This window comes from Mesorhizobium sp. P171375 (assembly GCF_057786075.1).
This window is the reverse complement of record NZ_JBYNWF010000001.1, coordinates 2920407-2940256: the sequence shown is the minus strand read 5'-3', so window position 1 is coordinate 2940256 and position 19850 is coordinate 2920407. Positions and strand designations below refer to the sequence as shown.

Annotated in this window: 17 protein-coding genes; 11 read left to right on the top strand and 6 right to left on the bottom strand. The window is 62.0% G+C overall.

The genetic code is table 11. The features are described 5' to 3' along the window. The first annotated feature begins 211 nt into the window (after positions 1-211). Entirely contained in the window at positions 212-1867 is a 1656-nt protein-coding gene (locus tag ACYHH6_RS14100) for a caspase family protein (RefSeq protein WP_352589100.1), read from the top strand. Between the two features lie 89 nt (positions 1868-1956). On the opposite strand, the gene ACYHH6_RS14095 is transcribed toward ACYHH6_RS14100, so the two are convergent. Further along, complete coding sequence (locus tag ACYHH6_RS14095; RefSeq protein WP_192255974.1) at positions 1957-2493, bottom strand: OmpA family protein; 537 nt, start codon at positions 2491-2493, stop codon at positions 1957-1959. A 327-nt stretch (positions 2494-2820) separates the two neighbouring features. Between ACYHH6_RS14095 and ACYHH6_RS14090 the strand changes: the two genes are divergently transcribed. The 3 genes from ACYHH6_RS14090 to ACYHH6_RS14080 all read left to right on the top strand — a co-directional run bounded on the left by ACYHH6_RS14090 (position 2821) and on the right by ACYHH6_RS14080 (position 4949). Next, complete coding sequence (locus ACYHH6_RS14090) at positions 2821-3384, top strand: DUF6931 family protein (RefSeq protein ID WP_352589103.1); 564 nt, start codon at positions 2821-2823, stop codon at positions 3382-3384. A 186-nt stretch (positions 3385-3570) separates the two neighbouring features. Further along, positions 3571-4209 carry a response regulator transcription factor gene (locus ACYHH6_RS14085; RefSeq protein WP_352589106.1) on the top strand — a complete coding sequence of 213 codons (639 nt, stop codon included), beginning with the start codon at positions 3571-3573 and terminating at the stop codon, positions 4207-4209. A gap of 497 nt (positions 4210-4706) precedes the next feature. Continuing rightward, positions 4707-4949: a hypothetical protein gene (locus ACYHH6_RS14080; RefSeq protein ID WP_352589109.1), complete on the top strand. Its 243-nt coding sequence runs from the start codon at positions 4707-4709 to the stop codon at positions 4947-4949. 193 nt (positions 4950-5142) lie between these two features. Here the strand turns inward: ACYHH6_RS14080 and ACYHH6_RS14075 are convergent, their stop codons facing one another. Next, entirely contained in the window at positions 5143-7248 is a 2106-nt protein-coding gene (locus tag ACYHH6_RS14075) for a DUF5801 repeats-in-toxin domain-containing protein (RefSeq protein ID WP_352589112.1), read from the bottom strand. 739 nt (positions 7249-7987) lie between these two features. Between ACYHH6_RS14075 and ACYHH6_RS14070 the strand changes: the two genes are divergently transcribed. From ACYHH6_RS14070 to ACYHH6_RS14060, 3 genes are all read left to right on the top strand, one after another. Next, entirely contained in the window at positions 7988-8143 is a 156-nt protein-coding gene (locus tag ACYHH6_RS14070) for a hypothetical protein (protein ID WP_352589115.1), read from the top strand. A gap of 71 nt (positions 8144-8214) precedes the next feature. After that, positions 8215-10038, top strand: coding sequence for a type I secretion system permease/ATPase (locus ACYHH6_RS14065; RefSeq protein ID WP_352589118.1), 1824 nt, complete (start codon positions 8215-8217; stop codon positions 10036-10038). Positions 10039-10051: 13 nt separating this feature from the next. Next, the gene (locus ACYHH6_RS14060) at positions 10052-11383 is read left to right on the top strand and encodes an HlyD family type I secretion periplasmic adaptor subunit (protein ID WP_352589121.1); all 1332 of its coding nucleotides are present in this window, start codon (positions 10052-10054) and stop codon (positions 11381-11383) included. Between the two features lie 71 nt (positions 11384-11454). Here the strand turns inward: ACYHH6_RS14060 and ACYHH6_RS14055 are convergent, their stop codons facing one another. Continuing rightward, a complete protein-coding gene (locus ACYHH6_RS14055; RefSeq protein WP_352589124.1) occupies positions 11455-12102 on the bottom strand; it encodes a ThuA domain-containing protein in 648 nt (215 codons plus the stop codon). Between the two features lie 244 nt (positions 12103-12346). Between ACYHH6_RS14055 and ACYHH6_RS14050 the strand changes: the two genes are divergently transcribed. Beyond that, on the top strand, positions 12347-13003 hold the full coding sequence (locus ACYHH6_RS14050) for a YjbE family putative metal transport protein (RefSeq protein WP_352589127.1): 657 nt from the start codon (positions 12347-12349) through the stop codon (positions 13001-13003). 13 nt (positions 13004-13016) lie between these two features. Here the strand turns inward: ACYHH6_RS14050 and ACYHH6_RS14045 are convergent, their stop codons facing one another. Further along, positions 13017-14402: an FAD-binding oxidoreductase gene (locus tag ACYHH6_RS14045; RefSeq protein WP_352589130.1), complete on the bottom strand. Its 1386-nt coding sequence runs from the start codon at positions 14400-14402 to the stop codon at positions 13017-13019. Between the two features lie 225 nt (positions 14403-14627). Here ACYHH6_RS14045 and ACYHH6_RS14040 point away from each other — a divergent pair, with 225 nt between their 5' ends. Next, a complete protein-coding gene (locus tag ACYHH6_RS14040; RefSeq protein WP_352589133.1) occupies positions 14628-15647 on the top strand; it encodes a LacI family DNA-binding transcriptional regulator in 1020 nt (339 codons plus the stop codon). Positions 15648-15734: 87 nt separating this feature from the next. Here ACYHH6_RS14040 and ACYHH6_RS14035 read toward each other — a convergent pair whose 3' ends face one another. Continuing rightward, complete coding sequence (locus ACYHH6_RS14035) at positions 15735-16883, bottom strand: Gfo/Idh/MocA family protein (protein ID WP_352589136.1); 1149 nt, start codon at positions 16881-16883, stop codon at positions 15735-15737. Positions 16884-17149: 266 nt separating this feature from the next. Next, a complete protein-coding gene (locus tag ACYHH6_RS14030) occupies positions 17150-17911 on the bottom strand; it encodes a DeoR/GlpR family DNA-binding transcription regulator (RefSeq protein ID WP_112566013.1) in 762 nt (253 codons plus the stop codon). Between the two features lie 162 nt (positions 17912-18073). Here ACYHH6_RS14030 and ACYHH6_RS14025 point away from each other — a divergent pair, with 162 nt between their 5' ends. Together ACYHH6_RS14025 and ACYHH6_RS14020 are read left to right on the top strand one after the other, a co-directional pair. Next, positions 18074-18874 (top strand): beta/alpha barrel domain-containing protein, encoded by an 801-nt coding sequence (locus ACYHH6_RS14025; protein WP_352589140.1) that lies wholly within the window; start codon positions 18074-18076, stop codon positions 18872-18874. Positions 18875-18877: 3 nt separating this feature from the next. Next, the gene (locus ACYHH6_RS14020; protein ID WP_352589143.1) at positions 18878-19828 is read left to right on the top strand and encodes a PfkB family carbohydrate kinase; all 951 of its coding nucleotides are present in this window, start codon (positions 18878-18880) and stop codon (positions 19826-19828) included. Positions 19829-19850: the final 22 nt, after the last annotated feature.

Sequence of the window (19850 nt, the reverse complement as noted above, 5' to 3'; positions counted from 1 at the left end):
CGCCGGTTTTCGCCAGGCCGATTGGTTTTGAGGCCGGCAAATGGTATATTAGCCGGCATTTAGAGAGCTTTTTTGGGTCCGTCGTGAACCAAAACTGTGGTTGGGATCACATACGCCCAAGAGCCATTTTGGCAGAAGCGACAGTGTCGCTGTTGGAATTTAGCATGCGCAGACATCAATAACGCGCCCCATTGGGGCGGAGGGCTGATCCATGAAAGCGTTTGCCGTCCTTTTGAGCGGATTTTTTTTGTTAATGCTGACCGCGCTTGGCACCGTCCAGGCTGCAGTCCCGGATGCCGGCGCACCAGGCGCCAAACGCGTCGCGCTGGTCATCGGCAACAGTAAATACGTCCATGCCGTCGAGCTGCCCAACCCGGCCAATGACGCGCATCTCATCGCATCGACGCTGCGCAATGCCGGCTTCGAGGTGATCGAGGGCGTCGACCAGGATAATGCCGGCATGCACGGCCTGATCAGCAAATTCACCGAGCAGTCCTACGATGCCGACCTGGCCGTCATTTTCTATGCCGGCCACGGCATGCAGGTCGACGGCAAGAACTTCCTGATCCCGGTCGACGCCGAGCTGACATCGCCGGCCTATCTCAAGACCCGCACCGTCCAGATCGACGACTTCATGGCCGCCTTGCCGCCCGACCCGGCGGTCGGCGTCATCATCCTCGATGCCTGCCGCGACAATCCGCTGGCAAGGACGCTGGCTGCCTCGCTGCCGAAGACGCGCTCGCTGGGCTCCGGCCTGGCGCCGATCGAAGCAAAATCGGAAGGTGTCGGCACAGGCGGCATCCTGATTGCCTATGCCACGGATCCGGGCGCCATCGCATTCGACGGCAACGGCGTCAACAGCCCCTACTCCACCGCACTCGCCAGACACCTGACCGAACCTGGTATTGAGATCCAGAGCGCGCTGACCCGCGTGCGCGGCGAAGTGACCGAGACCACCCAAGGCCGCCAGCGGCCCTGGCACAACGCATCGCTGGGGCGCGAGGTCTTCATTGGAAAGCCCGTCGTGGCGGCGGCGCCTGCGGCAAAGCCAGCCACCGACGCAGCCGGCGCCGCGGCAGCAGCCGCTCCCGCCTTGGTCGTTGGTGAACCTCCGTCCTGGGAAGTCGAGCAGCGCCTGTGGGACGAGGCCTCGAAGCGTAACACCGCGCCGTTTTACGAAGCCTATCTCGAACAGTTCCCGAACGGCCGCTTCGCCACGGTGGCGCGGCTGAACATCGACGCGCTGAAGGATCCGAAAGCCCAGGAACGCGAAGTAGCCGCGCTTGATGCTGCCGAAGCGAACCCCGGATCTGCCGTGCGCACCTCGGTCGGCATTTCGGACGACATGAAGAAGGTGCTCGGCACTGCGGAGACAGAGAACGCCATCGGTCTCGATCGCCAGGGCCGCATCGACCTGCAATTGCGCGTCGAGGCGCTGGGCAACGAGCTTGGCCGCGTCGACGGCAACATCGGCGCCAAGACCCGGCAAGCGATCGGCGACTGGCAAGAGGAGAACGGGCTGCCGCCAACCACTTTCCTGACGCGTGAGCAGCTGGCGTTCCTGGAGATCCAGACCGATCCGATGATGGAGGCCGTGCGCGCCAAGCATGCGGCCGACCAGGCCGGCGTGGACAAGCCGAAGAAACAGGTGGTGCAGAAGGCCCGCACGCTGAAGCCGGTGGCGGAGAAACCGCGCAAGAAGCAATACGCCCAGAAGCCGCGCGGACAACAGCAGTACGTGCAGAAAAGGCGCAACCGCGAGATCGTGCGCGAGGATGAACCGCCACCGCGGGACAACAATGATTTCCTGACCAAGGCGCTGATCTTCGGCACCGGCGTAGCGGTCGGCGGCGTGCTCAAGAACTGATCGATCACGTCAAACAACAAAAACGCCGCGTGGTCCACTGGACGCGCGGCGTTGTGTTTAGTCACGGCCGAAAGACGCCGCCAGCAAAGCTACTGCGCCTTGATCCGCATCTCGACCCGGCGGTTGACGGGAGCGTAGGGGTCGGGATTGCGCGGATTGGCCTCGCCCAGCCCGACCGCCGTGATGCGGGTGGACGCGATGCCGTTGGATTCCAAGAAAGCCGTCACCGATTGCGCCCTGCGCTGCGACAGGCCCTCATTGTAGGTCGCCGAGCCGGACGCGTCGGTATAGCCTTCGACGACGAAGGACAGCTTGCTCAGCCGATCGTCCCTCAGCGCCTTGGCGAATTCGTCGAGTTCGCTGCGCGCCTTGGCGTCGAGCTCGGACGAATCCAGGCTGAAATTGATCAGCATATCGAGGCTGGCCTTCTCCGACGGCTTATCTTTCTGGCCGGTCTTGCTCTTGCACTCATCCTCGGTGCCGACGCAAATCCCGCGCGCCGCGCCGTGATCGATCGCGCCGGCAAAAAACTTCACAATGTCTTCCGATTTCTGAAGTGGGTCGGCATAAGCGTGCGTGGAGAAAAGCACGGCCGCCAACACTAAGACTGAACTGCCCCGCTGCATGACGGTTACTCCTGCTCTGACTCATTGTTTCGTCGCAATTCCGGACGGAAAGCCGCTTCTTCCTGGAATTGCTCTGAGCTTCCGATGTCACCAAAGCCCGATCCGTCGGACCAAGACGGTCAGGCTCCATGTTCCGTTCGGCCCAAATCTTCTCCGAAAGCCGGCTTCGCCTTTTTTCGGATCGAAGGGTCTGTTTGTGGAATATACCAAAGCGCGGCGCGTTTGTCTGTGAACAACGTCATGGACATGTGGCGGTCGACAGGCTTGACCCGCGCCTCGCAGGCGAGTTGAGTGAGAGCTGCCCTAGGGGGGAGGACAACAGCAGCGATGGTCAACGGGCTTCGATTCCAGACCGCACGCGATCTCTTCGCCGCCAACACTGCTGTCGCCCAGGATATGACGGCAGTTCCCACCGACCAGCCCTCGCTCGAGTTCTGCCGCCGGCTGATGGCCGGGCGCATCCCCGAGGAAGCGATCACCTTTTGCGCCTATCTCCTTCCCGACCGGGCAGCGATCTGGTGGGGCCATGAGTGCCTTGATCATCTGACCGAGCTGCTCGAGGAGCAGGATCTCGAAACGCTGGCGCTGATCCAGGACTGGGTCGGCGAACCCGGCAATGCAAGCCGCCGGGCGGCTGTCGCCGAGGCGGCGATGGCGCGGCAGCAAACCCCTGCCGGCTGGATCGCGCTGGCGGTGCAACGGCATATCAATGGCTCGGCGGATCAGGCCAACCGGTCGAGGCTACGGCCGCTGCCCGCCGCCCATGCCGTCAATGCCGGCATTCTGGCCGGACTGGCGCGGGTTGCGGTGGCGGATCGTTTCTCGGTGCTCACCGCCTTTGTCGAAATGGGCATCCATCTGGCCGAAACCGAAGCGCTGCGCAGAGCCTGATTACTCTCTCTTGCGCAATCACGAGCGTCTCGGTGGTGCCTATCGAACGCGCAGAGAACGCCCACGACTTTCTTTTATAGCATTGGTTATATTGGTATATTAGCAATTTCTTGACAATTGCCCAAAGCTCTGGTTTTATTGACATATTAAACAAAGTTCGTTGCGTTTTTTACGGACGGGGTACACATGTCTGCACTGGTTGTAGCAGACCCGCGGGGGGTCTATCTCGCCGGTCTTGAGTGGGTTTTGCGTGAGGCGGGACACAGCGTTGTCGCAGAATGCCACCTCACGATTGAGGTTCTCCCCTTGGTGGAGCGCCACCGGCCTGATATCGTCATCGTCGGCCTGGATATCGCGGACCCGCAGACGGCCGCACTTTCCTCCCGGCTGAAGGCCGCCAACGGCGCTCTCGGCATCATCTTCATCGTGCAGCCTACCGGCAGGCTGGATATCAAGGAAATACAGGCACTCGATGTCGACGGCCTGCTTCTGGACGGCATCAGCCACCACTATCTCGTCGAATGCGTGAACGCGGTGGCGAGCGGCAAGAAATGGATCGACAACATGATCGTCCAGCAACTGCTGATGCCCCGATCGCAGCCGCAGCCGATGTCCAGGCTGACCGGGCGGGAGACCGAAATCGCTGATCTCGTCTCGCGCGGGTTGCGCAACAAGACCATCGCGCAGCGGCTGCACGTATCCGAAGGCACGGTGAAGATGCACCTGCATCACGTCTACGAGAAGCTGCGCCTCGGCAATCGGGCGGAACTCGCCTGGATGGCGCATGGCAAAGGCTTCGACCATCCAGGAGCAGGCCCCCTCTGACAGCAGCACTTTAAACTGGCATGGACGAGACCGGCAGTGGGCCGGAAAGCCGTGTGATGGCATCCGCCGTGATTACCCGCCGCAGCGCCTGCGCCGGCCTGGTCTAATGATCCAAATTGTGTGAGGCCTATTCCGGCAGCCCAGCCTTGCGCAGACCTTCGATAAAAGCATCGTGGTCGGCGCTTCTGGCCACCGCCTTAGCAGGACGGGAAACTCCGGCAATGCTCTCGGACGAACTCAAGTCGTCCAAAACGTACACGCACATAGAAGGTGACGTGTACGGCCTTCGGCCAAGAACATGTAACCATGTTCGTGTCCTCCGCCGGGATGGTTCCCGGTTAACCGGAACGCAGGATGCGCCCCGCCGGGCCGTGCCCAGTTTCCAGAGGGGTGAACATTCCCCTACGGGTGGGTAGCGCGATAGCTTAGTTGCGCGATCACTAATATGCCGATAAATTAATCAGCGCGGGAGGCGTCCAACAGCCATGAGGATAACCATGTCCGGCAAACCGGCAATCTTTCCAGCGCTCGATTATCTGCCGATCCAAGCTCAGGACCATGCCCCACCTGCATCGTTCGATATCAATGAACTGCTCTTAGCGGCTGCGCCCAATCATCCCACCGGCCCGGCAGAGCATTTTGCGCCCCATGCAACCGTTGACCTACCTGATGCTGGCCTTGCCGGCATTGAGAACGCGAGCCACCTCCCAACCCACATTTCGGATTGGTTGCTGATCTAGCAAACTCGATCTCGTCGCACAGATTTCGGCCCGCCTTTTGGAAGGGCGGGCCGTCGCCGATTTCTCCGGTTTCCGCAAAGCGGGGCCGCAAGCTCTTCACTAGAGTCCGACCTAGGTTTGTCAACGACATAATCGCCTCCCCAAAGGGGGACCGGATCGCCAAGCGTTGAGCTTGCAGGTTACGAGGACGCCATTAAACGATGTAGTCCTGGCTTGCGAGGATGTTCAGTGTTTGCGTAGCAGCATCCCCGTCGAGGTCGGTGTTTGTCAGCTCGAAGGCGAACGGCTGATCGGGAACCGGAGCCTCGATGCTCGTCGAGAAGTCGAGAATGCGAACACCCGAGTTGGCACCGGGGACGATGAACTGAACGTAGGCCGTGTCGAAGGCTTGACCACCATTGTCGTCGTTGATGGTCACGGTCTGATTACCCGAGCGCAAGCCAGTAACGTTGTCGATATTGTGGTCGATCAGATTACCGGCATCGTCGTAAAGCCACGATTCAACCGTGATGGCGTTGATGTTTCCAATTCCTGCGACCGCAAAGGTTAGATTGTTGATGTCAGACCCGTCCGCAGTAGAGAAGGTGAAGCCCTCGTTGTTGTTGATCTGCGAAGCCTGACCGCCTTTCACTCCGAATCCAACTGCATCGGGGTTAAGGTCGTCAGCCGCTACAGTCGGGCCTCCTAGTGGAGCAGCGTTGAACGCCGCAAAGGCTGCCTCGGTCGCGTCCGCCGCGGGCGTAGTGTTGAAGATCAGGCCGTCAAAGACGATGCTGCCGGTGTTGTCCACCGTGGGTACCGTCAAGGTCTCCTGGGGACCGCCCGATTTGACCGCATTGAAGTCGAGGTTGGACTGCTCACCCTGGGGTGTGAAGAGCACGTCGAAGGTGTAGCCAGAGTCCGTTACGTTCAGTTGGTAGAGGTCCTGATGGGTGACATCGTCGTTGTACGTCAGCGTGGTTCCGTCGTTGCTAAGAGTCTCCGTGATGCCAACGAGATCGGTCCAGTCGGTGATGGTGACGTGTGAGCCGTCGGCTCCGGGAGTAAGGTCGAACGTTCCCGTGTCCTCATAGCCAGCGGCCAATCCGACCTGGAACGGCGTGGCATCACCAGTAATGCCGGTGAACGTCGGCCCGGCGTCCTCGAACACGAGGTGCGTCCCGAGGTCCTCGTGGTTGACGACCGTCACCTCGCTCGATGATGGGAACGCGACTTCGAGGTTCTCAACGCGCACGCCGGAGGTGCTTATCTTCGTGTCGTAGGTAAAGCGAACGTAGATTTGATCGACGCTATCCGTCGTTTCGATGGTATAATTCTCATAGACGGCGCTGCCAGCAGGTAAGGATACGCTGTGAGGGCCGAGGGAACTCTCAACTACTACCCCATCATCGACAGCCCACCACTCGATGTTCACGGTCTTCACGCCGCCTACGGCCTGGATGTCGAACCTGATGCCGCCGATCTCGTTCGCATCCGGATCACCAGAGGTCCAGGCCGCGTCTTGAACGAAGAAGCCCTCATTTTGATTCATTTGAGAGGCTTGGCCGCCCTTCACGCCGAAGCCGATGGCGTCGGGGTTCAGATCATCATTGGTTCCGGAGTTGGTTGGGACTGCCGTTGGATCGGGCACCGCCCCGTTCGGGAAGATGAGTCCATCAAACTTGGCGCTGTGGTTGTCAGTCGGATCTGTTGTCGCGACCGTGAGTGTCTCCTGCGGGCTCCCTGACGGGATCGACGCGAAGTCGAGTGTCTGAAACGTCGTTTGGAGTTCGGTAGTCGTTACGTCCAGTGTGATCTTGCCTTCGACAAAAGACAGGACGTCGTCATCGTCAATGACAGGAGGATCACCAGGAACGTTGTGTTGCAGCGGTTCGTATTGAATGAGGTAGATCTGCGCCGAGGACAGGTCGCTGTCGTCGAGCGCAACCGCGAACGCCAGGGCGCCCGCGGGGTCAGCATCACCATTCACGTCGGCCTCGCGCCCGTAAATGATGCCGCCGTCCTCGTAGAGGAAGATTGCCACACCGTCGACGGTAGAGAGGCCGCTCGGCGTGCCGTCAGCGGGGATCGACAGCGCCAGGGCGGTCGCTCCGGTTGTGTCAAGGAGGGCGTCGTTGACGGCCACCTGGGGGAAACCTGTCGCGGGGTCGGTAGGACTGATTCCAACCACGCCGAGAGCGGCGAGCGTGTCGCTCAGCGCCTGGTCAAGAAGGACATCATTGTCGGTATCGTCGGTGGGGGCGGCCTGTACGCCGATCTGCTCGTCGAGAACGAGATTTGTGTTGGTAATAGTAGCCATAATCTGCCTCCCAATTGTGATTGAGCTGTTCCAGGGTGAGTTGGAATTGGGTCAGGCCGCGCCGATAATGGTGGATTTCGAGAACCGGAAACAGAGCATGCCTTAACGTACGCAAGTTCCGGAAGCGTAGAAAACCACGATTGCCCGTCCGCCATCACTTGAATGCTAACAAACCCCAAACTGCCGAGAGCCATTTGGCGCAGCCTGAGGATGGCAAGTCAACTTTCCGTCTGATAGTATTATGGCCTATATCGAACGATATATATCGTTTCGATAGAGTCGCTGTCGCCAATATAACTGGGAATATTGACCCGACAGCGAAGCGCCGTGGTAAATGCTCGCGTCGGAGTAAATCAAACATGTCCGGGCGGAACTGGCCTGGGTGGCGCGTGGCAAAGGCGTCGACCATCCAGGCACCGGCCTCCTCTGACACCGGCACTTTCAACTGGCATTGACAGGAGGCCGGCAACGGGCCGGAAAACCGCGTGATGGCATCGGCCGTGATACCCCGCAACGCCCGCGCCGGCCTGATATCGAAAGATATATATCGTTCGATCAGGTGCGGACATTGGCCTCAATACCATCGAACCGGGAATGGACGCGTCCTCTTCGGCGGCGACACAATGGAGGATCAAAGGCCGCAGTTCAGCGCGTCAGCGCGCGAGCGGAGGCACTCGGGTAAGGGGCATCTGGGGAGGGAAACCCTTTTCTTGATGCGTAAAAAAGGGGGAGAATCTCCATGGCACTCACCATAGCAGCTCAAAACGTCATCATCGACAAGAGCGCCGGAATTCAGATCGATAGTGATGATATTGACCACGTTGCACCGTACAACTCCGACCTTACGCTGCAGCGAACTCCGAAATCTTCGGGACGGGTCACGCCCGTCATCTGACACTTGACCAACGGGCAGCCATGGTTGCCCCACTGCAATCCCTTGCACGAGATGTCATCAGAGAAATAGTGATGAAACCCAGGCAACAGCCCCCCGCCCTTCAGGTGGTGATGAAAGAGGCCAGACGCGCCATCCGGCCGCTTATCTGGTTCAGCGGCGGCATCAACGTGCTGATGCTGACCGGGGCGTTTTATATGCTCCAGGTCTACCACCGCGTACTCGGCAGCCATAGCCTGGAGACGCTGGTGATGCTGTCGCTGATGGCGGCGGGGGCATTGGCGACGATGGCGGGGTTGGAGGTGGTGCGGGGGCGTCTTCTGGCTAAGGTCGGAGCGTGGATGAGCGCGCGACTGGCACCGGTTCTGCTGACCGCATCGGTGGAATACGCCGCTTCTGCCCCCGGTCAGATTAACGCGCGACCACTGCGCGACCTCGACCAAGTACGAAATTTCTTCACCAGCCCGAGCATCTTCCCGATCCTCGATGCGCCATGGGCACCGCTATTTTTCATCGCCATATTCTTCATGCATCCCTGGCTGGGCTGGTTGGCGCTGTGCGGCGGAATCGTCCTATTCGCGTTGGCGTTGCTCAACGAATACGTCACACGCAAGCCGTTGACCGAGGCCACAAACGCCCAGTCGCGGGCATACGTGCAAGCTGAGGCGGCAATCCGCAACGCCGAGGTCGTCCAGGCGATGGGCATGTTGAAGCCATTGATGGAGGGCTGGAAGGCGCAGCAGGACGAGGCAAACAAAGGACATGTTCTTGCCGCCAACCGTGGCGGCGTCATCGCGGCCATCGCGCGTTGTCACCGGCTGGCCCTGCAGATGGCCATATTGGGTCTTGGTGCTTATCTGGTGCTTCGGAACGAGGCTTCACCCGCTATCATGATCTCCGCCTCGATCCTGATGGGTCGCGCATTGTCCCCGGTCGAGCAAGCGATCGGCACATGGAAGGGGACGGTGGGAGCGCGTGCCGCTTACCGGCGTCTCACCGCACTCGCCGGACAGCACTTGGAGGCCACACCGGTTCTGCCACTGCCACGGCCGAAAGGCAGGTTCGAGGCCGAGAACCTGGTGCTTGCCCGCCAGGGCGCCGAGCCTATCCTGAAAGGGATCAGCTTCCGGCTCAATCCGGGTGAAGCCATGGCGTTGATCGGCCCGAGTGGGGCCGGCAAGACTAGCCTGGCGCGAATACTGGCCGGCGCCTGGCGTCCGTCCGGGGGGCGTGCGCTGCTGGACGGCATGGACGTTGCCCAATGGGCGGCGGAGGACCGGGGTCACCATGTCGGTTACCTGCCGCAGGACATCGAGCTCTTCGCCGGCACCGTCTCCGAAAACATCTGCCGCTTCGCGACACTCAACCCGGCGGTCTTCAACAACGTGGTCAAGGCCGCGCAGTTGGCGGGCGTTCACGAGCTAATCAAGGGACTGCCGAAGGGTTATGCCACCGAGATCGGCGAATCCGGCGCGGTGCTGTCAGGCGGGCAGCGCCAACGCATCGGATTGGCGCGGGCACTCTACGGCGACCCGGCGCTCATTATCCTGGACGAGCCCAATTCCAACCTCGACCGCGACGGTGAGGACGCATTGATCGCGGCCCTGGGCACTGTCAAGGCTGCGGGCGCGACCGTTATCCTGATCGCGCACCGACCGAACATCATGGAGAAGGTCGACAAGATATTGGTTCTCAACCGGGGCCAACAAGACCTCTACGGTTCGCGTGACTATGTCTTCAACGAACTCTCCGCGCGCATCCGCCAGGTAAATCAGATACCGGCGAGTCCGACGCCAGAGATCTCCACCGCCGTGATCGGCGCCAGCAACGATCCACCTCCCTCTTCAAAGCGTACGTTGCGTCCATTGGGCACGACCATAGTGGCGAACCAGGCATGAAACGAGAACCGATATGAATGTCGTGCCATTACCCGTCCCGCCACCCTCCCTGCTGGAACCGATACCCCTGCGTCTTGCGGGCGTGACGTCCACCGGGTTCGCGATCATGTTCCTGTTCTTTGGCGTGGCCGGGGGTTGGGCGGCGCTGGCGCCGTTGGACAGCGCCGCAGTGGCGCCGGGCGTTGTGAAGGTCGCCGGTGATCGCAAGCTCATCCAGCACCTCGAGGGCGGCATCATTGCGGAATTGAACGCCGCCAACGGTGATATCGTCAAGGCCGGCAAGGTTCTGGTCCGGCTCGACACCACGCAGGCAAGGGCGCAGCTTGACCTGATCCAGAACCGGATAGCAACGCGAGAGGCGCTGGCCGCGCGTCTGAGGGCCGAGCGTGACGACAAGGCCGAGATCGCGTTTGATCCGGCGTTGCTCGCAAACCCCGCCACGGCCGCAAAGGACGCGGTGACCGCGCAGCGTGACGTGTTCGCGGCGAAGCACCATAATTTGAAGGACGAGCGGGAAATTCTCAGCCAGCGCCGTCACCAGACCGAGGAAGAGATAACGGGACTGGAGCAGCTTATCGTCACCAAGGACAAGCAGATCGAGGCGATCGAGGGTGAAACCAAAGACCTCGAGAGCCTGCTCAAGAAGGGGCTGACCACCCGCGAGCGGAACCTGTTGCTCAGGCGACAACAGCAGGAACTCGAGGGCGAGCGCGCGACCAACATCGCCGCAATCGCTCGTGCCAGAAGCGCCATGGCCGAGATCGACATGCAAATCTTGAATCTCGGGACTGTACGGCTGAATGAGGCCGTCGATGAGTTGACCAAGGTCGAGGCGGAGTTGTTTGACCTCGGACAGCAGGAGCGTGCCGCCAGGGACGTGCTTACCCGTACCGATGTCGTCGCACCGGTTGACGGCATCGTCATGGATCTGAAGGTCCACACGGCGGGCGGTGTCGTGAAACCCGGCGAGACATTGATGACAATCGTGCCGCTCGGACAACAACTCGTGGTCGAGGCCATGGTCAAACCAGAGGATGTCGAGACGATCGCCGCCGGACAGCCCGCGCGCGTCAGCTTCCCGGCCTTCGCACGCTACAACCTGCCGCCACTCGACGGCGTCGTGGAGATCGTGTCGGCCGACCGCATGGTGGACGAGCGCAGCGGGGCACCGTACTTCGCCGCGACCGTGTTGATCGACAAGGGCGAGCTCGCCAAGCTGGAGGGCCGTAAGCTGCTGCCCGGCATGTCGAGCGAGGCGATGATCCGGACAGGTGCTCGCACCGTGCTCTCTTACCTCGCCGAGCCGATCACGCAGAACTTCCGCCGGGCAATGCGGGAAAAATAGCCGCAGGCCGTCCAAGACTTCTTTATCTGACCGGACAAAGACCGCCGCCCGACTTGACGACAGGCCCGGGATCAGGCCGCCCGGCTGGCCCACAGCGCGCCGCGCTCGAAGATGGTGCCCATTTGCGGCACGGAAAACTCATCCGCCGTGTGGCCAAGCGCGCTGAAGAAGACGCGGCCCTTGCCGTAGCGGCGCTTCCAGACCACGGGCATGACGACGCCGTCTACGAAGTCGAGATGCTCGCCGCCAAACGTCGTCGTCGCCAGCACCTCGTTGCTCGGGTCGACATGCATGTAGTACTGCTCGGAACGGTAGGCGAAACCGCCGATGCCCCGCACGATCGGATCATCGCTGGTGATGTCGACGCGATAGTCGATGATGTCGCCGGGATGGGCGACCCATTGGCCGCCGGTCATGAAGTGATAGTCCGGCTCGTTGCGGAAGCTGTCGCCCATGGTGCCGTGAAAGCCGGCAAGGCCGGTTCCGGCTCTGACGGCGGCTACAAGGTTTTGCAGCTCCGGTTTCTCGATCGTCGACATTGTGACCACAGGGACGATCAAATCGATTGCCGAAAGCTGCGGATCGGCGAGAGCCGAGGTGCCCTGTTCGATCCGCACGTCGAAGCCGTGGCCGGCCAGCATCTCGCTGACGACAGCGGCACTGCGGGCCGGGGTATGACCTTCCCAGCCGCCCCAGAAAATCAATGCCGTCTTGCCCATGCTCGTTTCTCCTTTGGTCGACGACATTGATAGGCAAGCAGACCGCTTTTGTCTTCCCTTTCCATGGAGCCATTTCTGTCGGCAAGCATCGATCCGGCGATGAATTCCGTGGATGAGGAACGATTGGCTGCGCCTGGCGTCTTGTTTCGATGCCGGGCCGCACTCAAATCAGCTGTCTTCGCGTTTGCGCAGACATCGGTCCGATCCGCCGCAACCAGCCGGAGCCTTCCGGGGAGACCGCTTTATGAGTTTCGACCAGACGACTGTCGCCGCCTATCTGGAAGTCATCACCATCAACCTCGTGCTCTCGGGCGACAATGTCGTGGTGATCGGCATGGCGGCCGCAGGCCTGGCCAAAGCGTTGCGCCAGAAGGCGATCGTGGCCGGCATAGCCGCGGCGGCGGTTATCCGCGTCGTCTTTGCAGTGATCGCGGTGCAGCTGCTGGAGATTCCGGGGATCATGCTGGTTGGCGGCATGCTTTTGTTCTGGGTGTGCTGGAACATGTTCCAGGAATTGCGTTCCGCCCGCGGCGATGACGACAGCGATGCCGACGCCGACCCTGCCGCGACAGCGCTTGCGGCGGTGCGGCCGGCCAAGGCGCTGCGCACGGCGATCCTGCAGATCGTGGTCGCCGATGTCTCGATGTCGCTGGACAATGTGCTGGCCGTGGCGGGCGCTGCCGCCCATGACATGAATGCGCTGGTGTTCGGTCTCATCCTGTCGGTGGTTCTGATGGCCGTCGCCTCGACGCTGGTGGCGGCGCTGCTTGCCAGATACCGCTGGATCGGCTGGCTCGGCCTGGCGATCATCGTCTATGTCGCCGGCAACATGACGCTGGACGGCATCGAGCAGGTGAGAACCGTCGACTTCCACGCGCTGCTTTCGTCAGCTGCGAGCTAGTCCCGCGTAGCATTCAAGCGATGTCGAAAATCCGCCCGGGGTTGAGAATGTTGTGGGGATCGAACGCCGCCTTGAGGCGGCGCATGGCTGATATTTCGGCATCGCTGCGCACCAGGCTCAGCCATTTCTTCTTGTCGAGGCCGATGCCGTGCTCGGCCGAGACGGAGCCGCCGCATGCGGCCACGCCGCGATAGATGATCTCATAGGCGGCGGCCGGTTCCCTGGTGTCGACCTGATAGTGCAGATTGCCGTCGCCGAGATGGCCGAAGACGTAGATCTCGGCGCTGCCATCCCTTGCTCGAATTGCCGCCTCGGCGTCGCGCAGGAAAGCCGCCATCGTCGACAGCGGAATGGAGATGTCGACGCCGATCAGGCCTTCGATTGCAAACAGGAAGCGGTTGGCTTCCTCGCGTACGTCCCAAAGCGCGCGGAATTCGCGCGGCGATTGCGAGACGACCACATCGTCGACGATGCCGTCTTCGACGGCCTGCATCAGCACCGAAGCAAAACGTTCGCCGTCCAGCTCGGCCTGGTTGCCCTGGATCTCGGCCAGAACATAGACGGGCGCGCCGGCAGGCAGCGGCGCCGGCGCGTCCATGCCGGCAATCATGGCGCCGTAGAGTGGCGAGAAGTTCACCTCATAGGCCGAAAGCAAAGGACCGAGCCGCTGCTTGAGCAGCCCGAGCAACGCGATGGCCGCGTCCAGCGAGGCAAGCGCGCAGAAGGCGGCGACCTCGGTGGCGGGCTTCGGATGCAGCCGCAGGCAGGCACGCGTGACCACGCCCAGCGTGCCTTCGCTGCCAATGAACAGCTGGTTGAGATCGTATCCCGAATTGTCCTTGGCCAGACCGCGCAGCGAGGTCAGGACCGAGCCGTCGGCAAGCACCGCCTCCAGCCCCAGCACCTGGGCGCGGTACATGCCGTAGCGCAGCACGCGGATGCCGCCGGCATTGGTGGCGATGTTGCCGCCGACCGTCGCGGTGCCGCGCGCACCGATATCGACGCCGAACATCAGGCCGGCCGCATCGGCGGCTTCCTGCACCATTTGCAGCGGCACGCCGGCTTCCGCGATGATGGTTGCCGCCTGGCGGTCGGGCGCTTCGACCACGGTCATGCGCTCCAGCGACAGAACCGCTTCGCCCGGCTGCACGCGCGCGGCGCCGGCCAGCCCGGTGCGGCCGCCATGGACGACCAGCTTCTGGCCAAGGCCGCTGCAAACTCGCAGTATCTCGGCGACTTCGCCGGCGCTGCGCGGACGCAAGACCAGTTCGGGCCGGCTTCCGTCCTTGCCGGAGAGATCGTCTCCATAGCGCGGACCGACCGCATTGCCGGTGACAACAGCGGCAGCGTCGAGCCGCGGCTGAAGCTGGGAAAGAAGCTGATCGATCTGTTGCGTCATGGTTCCTGGATATTTCGCTTGCTCGCTGCGGTCGAGACTTTGATGCGGGACAATTTACGCGTCAATTGATTACATTTACGCACGGTATAATTTGTCATTGCGCGTTGAAACGACTGAAGTTTCCTGTAAATTTCGTCTGAGGTTGCGTGGCGACGCGCCGGCTACAGGACTGTGGGCAGCGCCAAGGATGACCAAGGTTCTGGCGCCCGCCAGACGAGGGATCGAATGACAAAGCACAGGACGATGGAGGATTTCGCCCGCTCTTGCGGCGTCTCCAGGCCGACACTGTCGAAATATTTCGACGATCCGACCAGCGTCAAACCGGCAACGCGCAAGCGCATCGAGGAGGCGCTGCGCTCATCCGATTACCAGCCCAATCTGTTTGCCCGCAACCTCAATCGCAAGCGTACCCGCAGCATCGGCATCGTCGTGCCGACGGTGGCCGATCCTTTCTATTCCGAAATGGTCAGCCGCATCGAGCTCAGGCTGCGCGACGAGGGCTACTGGCCCATAGTCATTTCCTCACACGGTTCGCGCGAGCTCGAAATCGAGGCGACGCGCACCATCCTGTCGCTGAAAGTCTCCGGCGCGCTGATCGCGCCGCTCGGCTTGCGCTCGGACCGCCACGCGCTGGAGAAGCTGACGCAGACAATGCCCATCGTCTATTTCGACACCTATCTCGAAGGCGGCGCACCCTTCGTCGGCAACAACAACGCCCAGAGTGTTTCGACCATCGTCGACTATCTCTGCCGCTCCGGCGACGCGCCGGTCTATTTCGATATCCCGCACGTCAACCACAATTCGCCGGAGCGGCTGAACAGCTATATCGGCGCCATGCAGCGGCTGGGCCAAGAGCCGGTCGTCATCGGCAACACAAGCGACTATACATGGGATTTCGAGCGTATCGGCTACGAGCAGATGGAACAGATGCTCGGGGCTGGCGGCCTGCCGGGCAAGACCATACTGTGCGCCAATGATCGCCTGGCCTTCGGCGTCATGGCGGCAGCCTTCGCGCAAGGCAAGAAGGTCGGCCGCAAGGCCGATTGCGACCTGCGCGTCGCCGCCCATGACGACCATCCGCTGAGCCGCTACACCTGTCCCGCTCTGACCACCATCGCGCAGGATTTTGCCGCCATGGCGGGGCGCAGCGTCGAGACGCTGCTCGCTTTGCTCAACGAGGACACAGCGAGCGTCGCACCGAAGGTCAGCCTCGACGCCGCCTTGGTGATGCGTCAGTCGGCCTGAACACTTCCAAAGGCGGGGTCGAAGCTGCGCCATGCGGCGACCGCGATGATGGCGTCAGCGGCGATGTCGTCACGAACCAACCTGCCGTCAGGCAAGCAGGCTTGCCGCTTCCTCCTCGCCAAGCAGCGACGGCTGGTCGACCGTGCCGTTGACGGCAACCGAGTCGCGGCTTTCGCCCGAAGCCAAGATCGCCTCCATGATCTCCAGCACATGCAATGCGAGTTCGCCCGAGGGGCGCGGCTTTCGTCCCGTGCTCAGCGCGGTCGACAGATCGGCGACGCCGAGCATGCGGTAATTGGCGCGGTCGGGCGCGGCATAGGGCCAGTTGCGGGCGCCGTAGAGCTCGCTCTCGCTGGCGAAATCGACCCAGTCGGCGCCGCGCGCCGACAGCGAGACCGTCCCGCCGAACGTGTCGGGGTCGGGCAGCCTGAGCGAGCCTTCGGTGCCGTGCAGTTCGATCGGATGGTTGGAATGTCTGAACACGTCCCATGAGGCGCCGAAGGTGACGGTGGCGCCCGAGCGGAATTCGAGCAGCGACAATATGTTGGTTGGCGTGCCGACCTTGAACGTCGTGTTCTTGAACGGGCCGTCGGCCGTGATCAGCCTCTCCTCCTGGCCGCGCGTCGCCATCGCCATGACGCGCTCGACCGGACCGAGCAGATTGACCAGCATGGTCAGGTAATAGGGACCCATGTCGAACACCGGACCGCCGCCGGGCTGATAATAGAATTGCGGATTGGGATGCCAGTGCTCCATGCCGCGTCCCATCATGAAGGCGGTGCCGGTCACCGGCTTGCCGATGGCGCCCTCGTCCATCAGGCGGCGGGCGCGGCGTCCGGCGGCGCCAAGGAAAGTATCGGGAGCCGAGCCGATCAGCAGGCCGCGCTTTGCCGCTTCGTCGACAAGCCGGCGGCCGTCGGCGGCGGTAGTAGCCAGCGGCTTTTCGGTGAAGACATGCTTGCCCGCCGAAAGCGCTGACAACGAAATCTCGAAATGCGCCGCCGGAATGGTCAGGTTCAGCACGAGGTCGACATCGGGATCGGCGAGCAGCGCGTCGACGCCAAGCGCGCGGATGCCATGTTCCCTGGCGCGGAGTTCAGCCATATCAGCCGAAATGTCGGCGCAGGCACGCAGCTCGACGCCGCCGAAGAGCGCTGCATTGCGCAGATAGGTCATCGAAATGTTGCCGCAGCCGATGACACCGATGCCGAGCTTTGTCTTTGATTTTCCGTGCATTTCCAGCTTTTCCTCCGAAGCCAATGGTATGTCTGGGGGACCGTCGTAGTGCAGCGTTCCACCTTCACAATCCGCTATACAGGATTTTAAATGTTGACGCGCGTAAAATTTTTATAGAGCATGTGATAACTCTGGCGCAGCATTGGGAGGCCGCCAGCCCGAGGAGGAGAGCATGACTGTCATGAAAAACGGCCGACCGCCGATACGAAGCCCGTGGGTCATGCGCGCATTGGATCTTTCCGTCGCGGTCAGAGACCGAGACGGGTTCAGGCATAGATCACCTTGGCCGCGATCTTATCAAGCTGGCTGCGTATTGGACCGGGCAGGCCATCGTCGGTGATCACCACATCGACGGCCGACAGCGAAAATGCCTTGGAGGTCCCGCTGACGCCCCATTTGCTCGAATCGGCGAGGAGGACAACGCGCCGGGCCATGCGAACGAGGTTTCGCTTCGTTCGTGCCATGTCTTCGTTCACGTCGACCACATCCAGTGACGAGTCTATCGCATGCGCTCCAACAAAGACCTGATGCGCTACCAAGCCGCCGAGAGCCGTATCGGCATCTGTGATCAGCGTGCTCACCGTGTCGGGATAGACCCGGCCGCCGATCATATGAACGTCGAGCCCGGGACGATGCATAAGATGCTGCACGATATTCATGGCCGTGGCGGCGACCACGACATTGCTGAGTGGGGGTAACTGCATGGCCAGCTGCATCAATGTCGAGCCGCCGTCGAAGATGACCGATTGGTTGTCCTCGAACAGGTCTACCGCCGCCCGGGCGATGCGCTTCTTTGCATCGAGGTTCGTTTGCATCCGCCGGGCGAACGCGGCCGTGGTCGAATCGGTGGTCCGGGTCACCGCCCCTCCACGGGTCTTGGTCAGCAATCCCTTGCGGTCCAGTATCTCGAGGTCGGAACGCACCGTGACTTCCGACACGCCAAACCCGTCCGACAGGTCCTTCGTGCGCACCTGTCCGCTGCGCTGCACCTCACCCAGGATGGATTGGCGTCTCTGCTCCGACAACATTGCCCTGCCCTTGCCTCCCTGCGCCAAGCAACCGCTCTGGCCTCGGCTCACTCTACCAAAAATACGCAAATTCGAAAGCGTTCGAAAGATTGTTTTTCTTTTTTCTTTCGGAAACACTGAGTCCGGGATTTTGAAATCAACCGATCAGGGAATTTTGCACTCATGAGCCTAGGAACCAAGGTGCGTCTTGCGCGCCTCTTCTCGCATCCATCGGGGAACCTTTTTGGCGGTGCGGTCGACCACTTCGTCGGCTATGGCGACGTGCGCAAAGGCGGCCTTGCCGACCTGCCGGGTGCGCTCGCACGCGTCATGGCGGGCAGACCCGACTACGTCAGCATCCAGCCTGGCACCGCGCGCCATCTGTGGCCGCAATATGCGGGCAAGGCTTCCCTGGTGATTCAGGCGGGCTGTTTCACTGCGGACGATCGCATCAGCGAGTTGATCGCAACGCCCGAGGATGCGGTGCGCGCCGGGGCCGATGCGTTGGCCGTGGCCATTCCGGTGCGCGGCGCGACCGAGGGCAAATACATACGCTGGCTGACCGATTCAGTGAATGCGGCGGCCCGTTACGGCATGCCTGTGGTGGCGCATATCTACCCTCGCGATTTCACCGACGGGGCAAAAATCGTCTTCACCCCCGACGAGATCGCCTATGCGGCGCGCATCGGCTACGAGTCCGGCGTCGACGTGATCAAAATCGGCTACACGGGCGATTTCGAGTCGTTCCGAGAGACCGTCCGGACTTGCCCGGTGCCGGTTGTGATCGCGGGTGGTCCAAAGACCGATACGCTGCTCGGCGCGCTTCAGCAGACGGCGGACGCCATCCGTGCCGGCGCACGCGGTGCCGTGGTAGGCCGTAATCTCTGGGGGCATGGCGATCCGGAGAAGGCAGCGCTTGCCTTTCGCGGCGTCATCCATGACGGCCTTTCGGCGCAAGACGCCCTGGCGAAGGCGGGGGCCTGAACGATGCCCACCGTCCCCTCGATCCTCGGCTTCGGCGCTATTGCGATCGACGACATCGTCTACGTCGATCAGCCGTTGTCGGCAGGCAAGGGGAAGGTTCTGCAAAGTGCCCGTGCTTTCGGGGGAAATGTCGCGACGGCGCTGGCCGCCGTTGCGCGGCTCGGCGGAACGGCCGGGTTCGTCGGATGGCTGGGCAGTGCCGCGGACGACGCCGTGCAGCTCGATCTCGTGGCGAGCGGTATTGAAACCGCATTCGCGCCGCGCCATCCCGACGCGCGCCCGGTGCGCTCGCGGATCACCGTCGGTTCGGACGGGGAACGGTTCATCGCGTATGACGACGATGCGATGCTGGGCACCGCTCCGGACTTTCCGGACGATATCCTCAGCCGCGCGACCGTCCTGATCGTCGATAGCTATGCGATCCGGTCGCTGGATGTCGTGGCTCGGGCTCGCGATCTCGGCCTTGCGATCCTCGGCGATATCGAATGGAGCAGCGGCGCAGCCACGGAGCGGCTGATCGCACTCTGCGACCATCTCATTCTTCCACTGGGCTTTGCGCGGACCGCCACAGGGGGCCGATCGCCCGCCGAGATACTCGATGCATTGTGGTTGCCGTCGCGGTCCGCCGTGGTTCTGACGGATGGCGGCAAGGGCGTCTACTATCGCGGACGCGACGAGACAGGGCTTTGGCACCTGCCCCCACACCGGGTTGCGGTCGTCGACTCGACCGGCGCGGGTGACTGCTTTCATGGCGCCTATGCCCATGCATTGACGCGCGGTGCCGACACCGCGGGCCGGGTGGCGTTCGCTGCCGCGGCGGCGGCCCTTTCGATAACGGGGCGTGGCGGGCGCGAGGCGCTTCCGACCGCCGACCAGGTCACGGAGCTCCTGGCGTCGACGAACGCGCCGTCGGCAGTCGAACTGAAATATGCGCAACTCGATACCGGAACATAGCCCGACCCATCCGAGGATATAT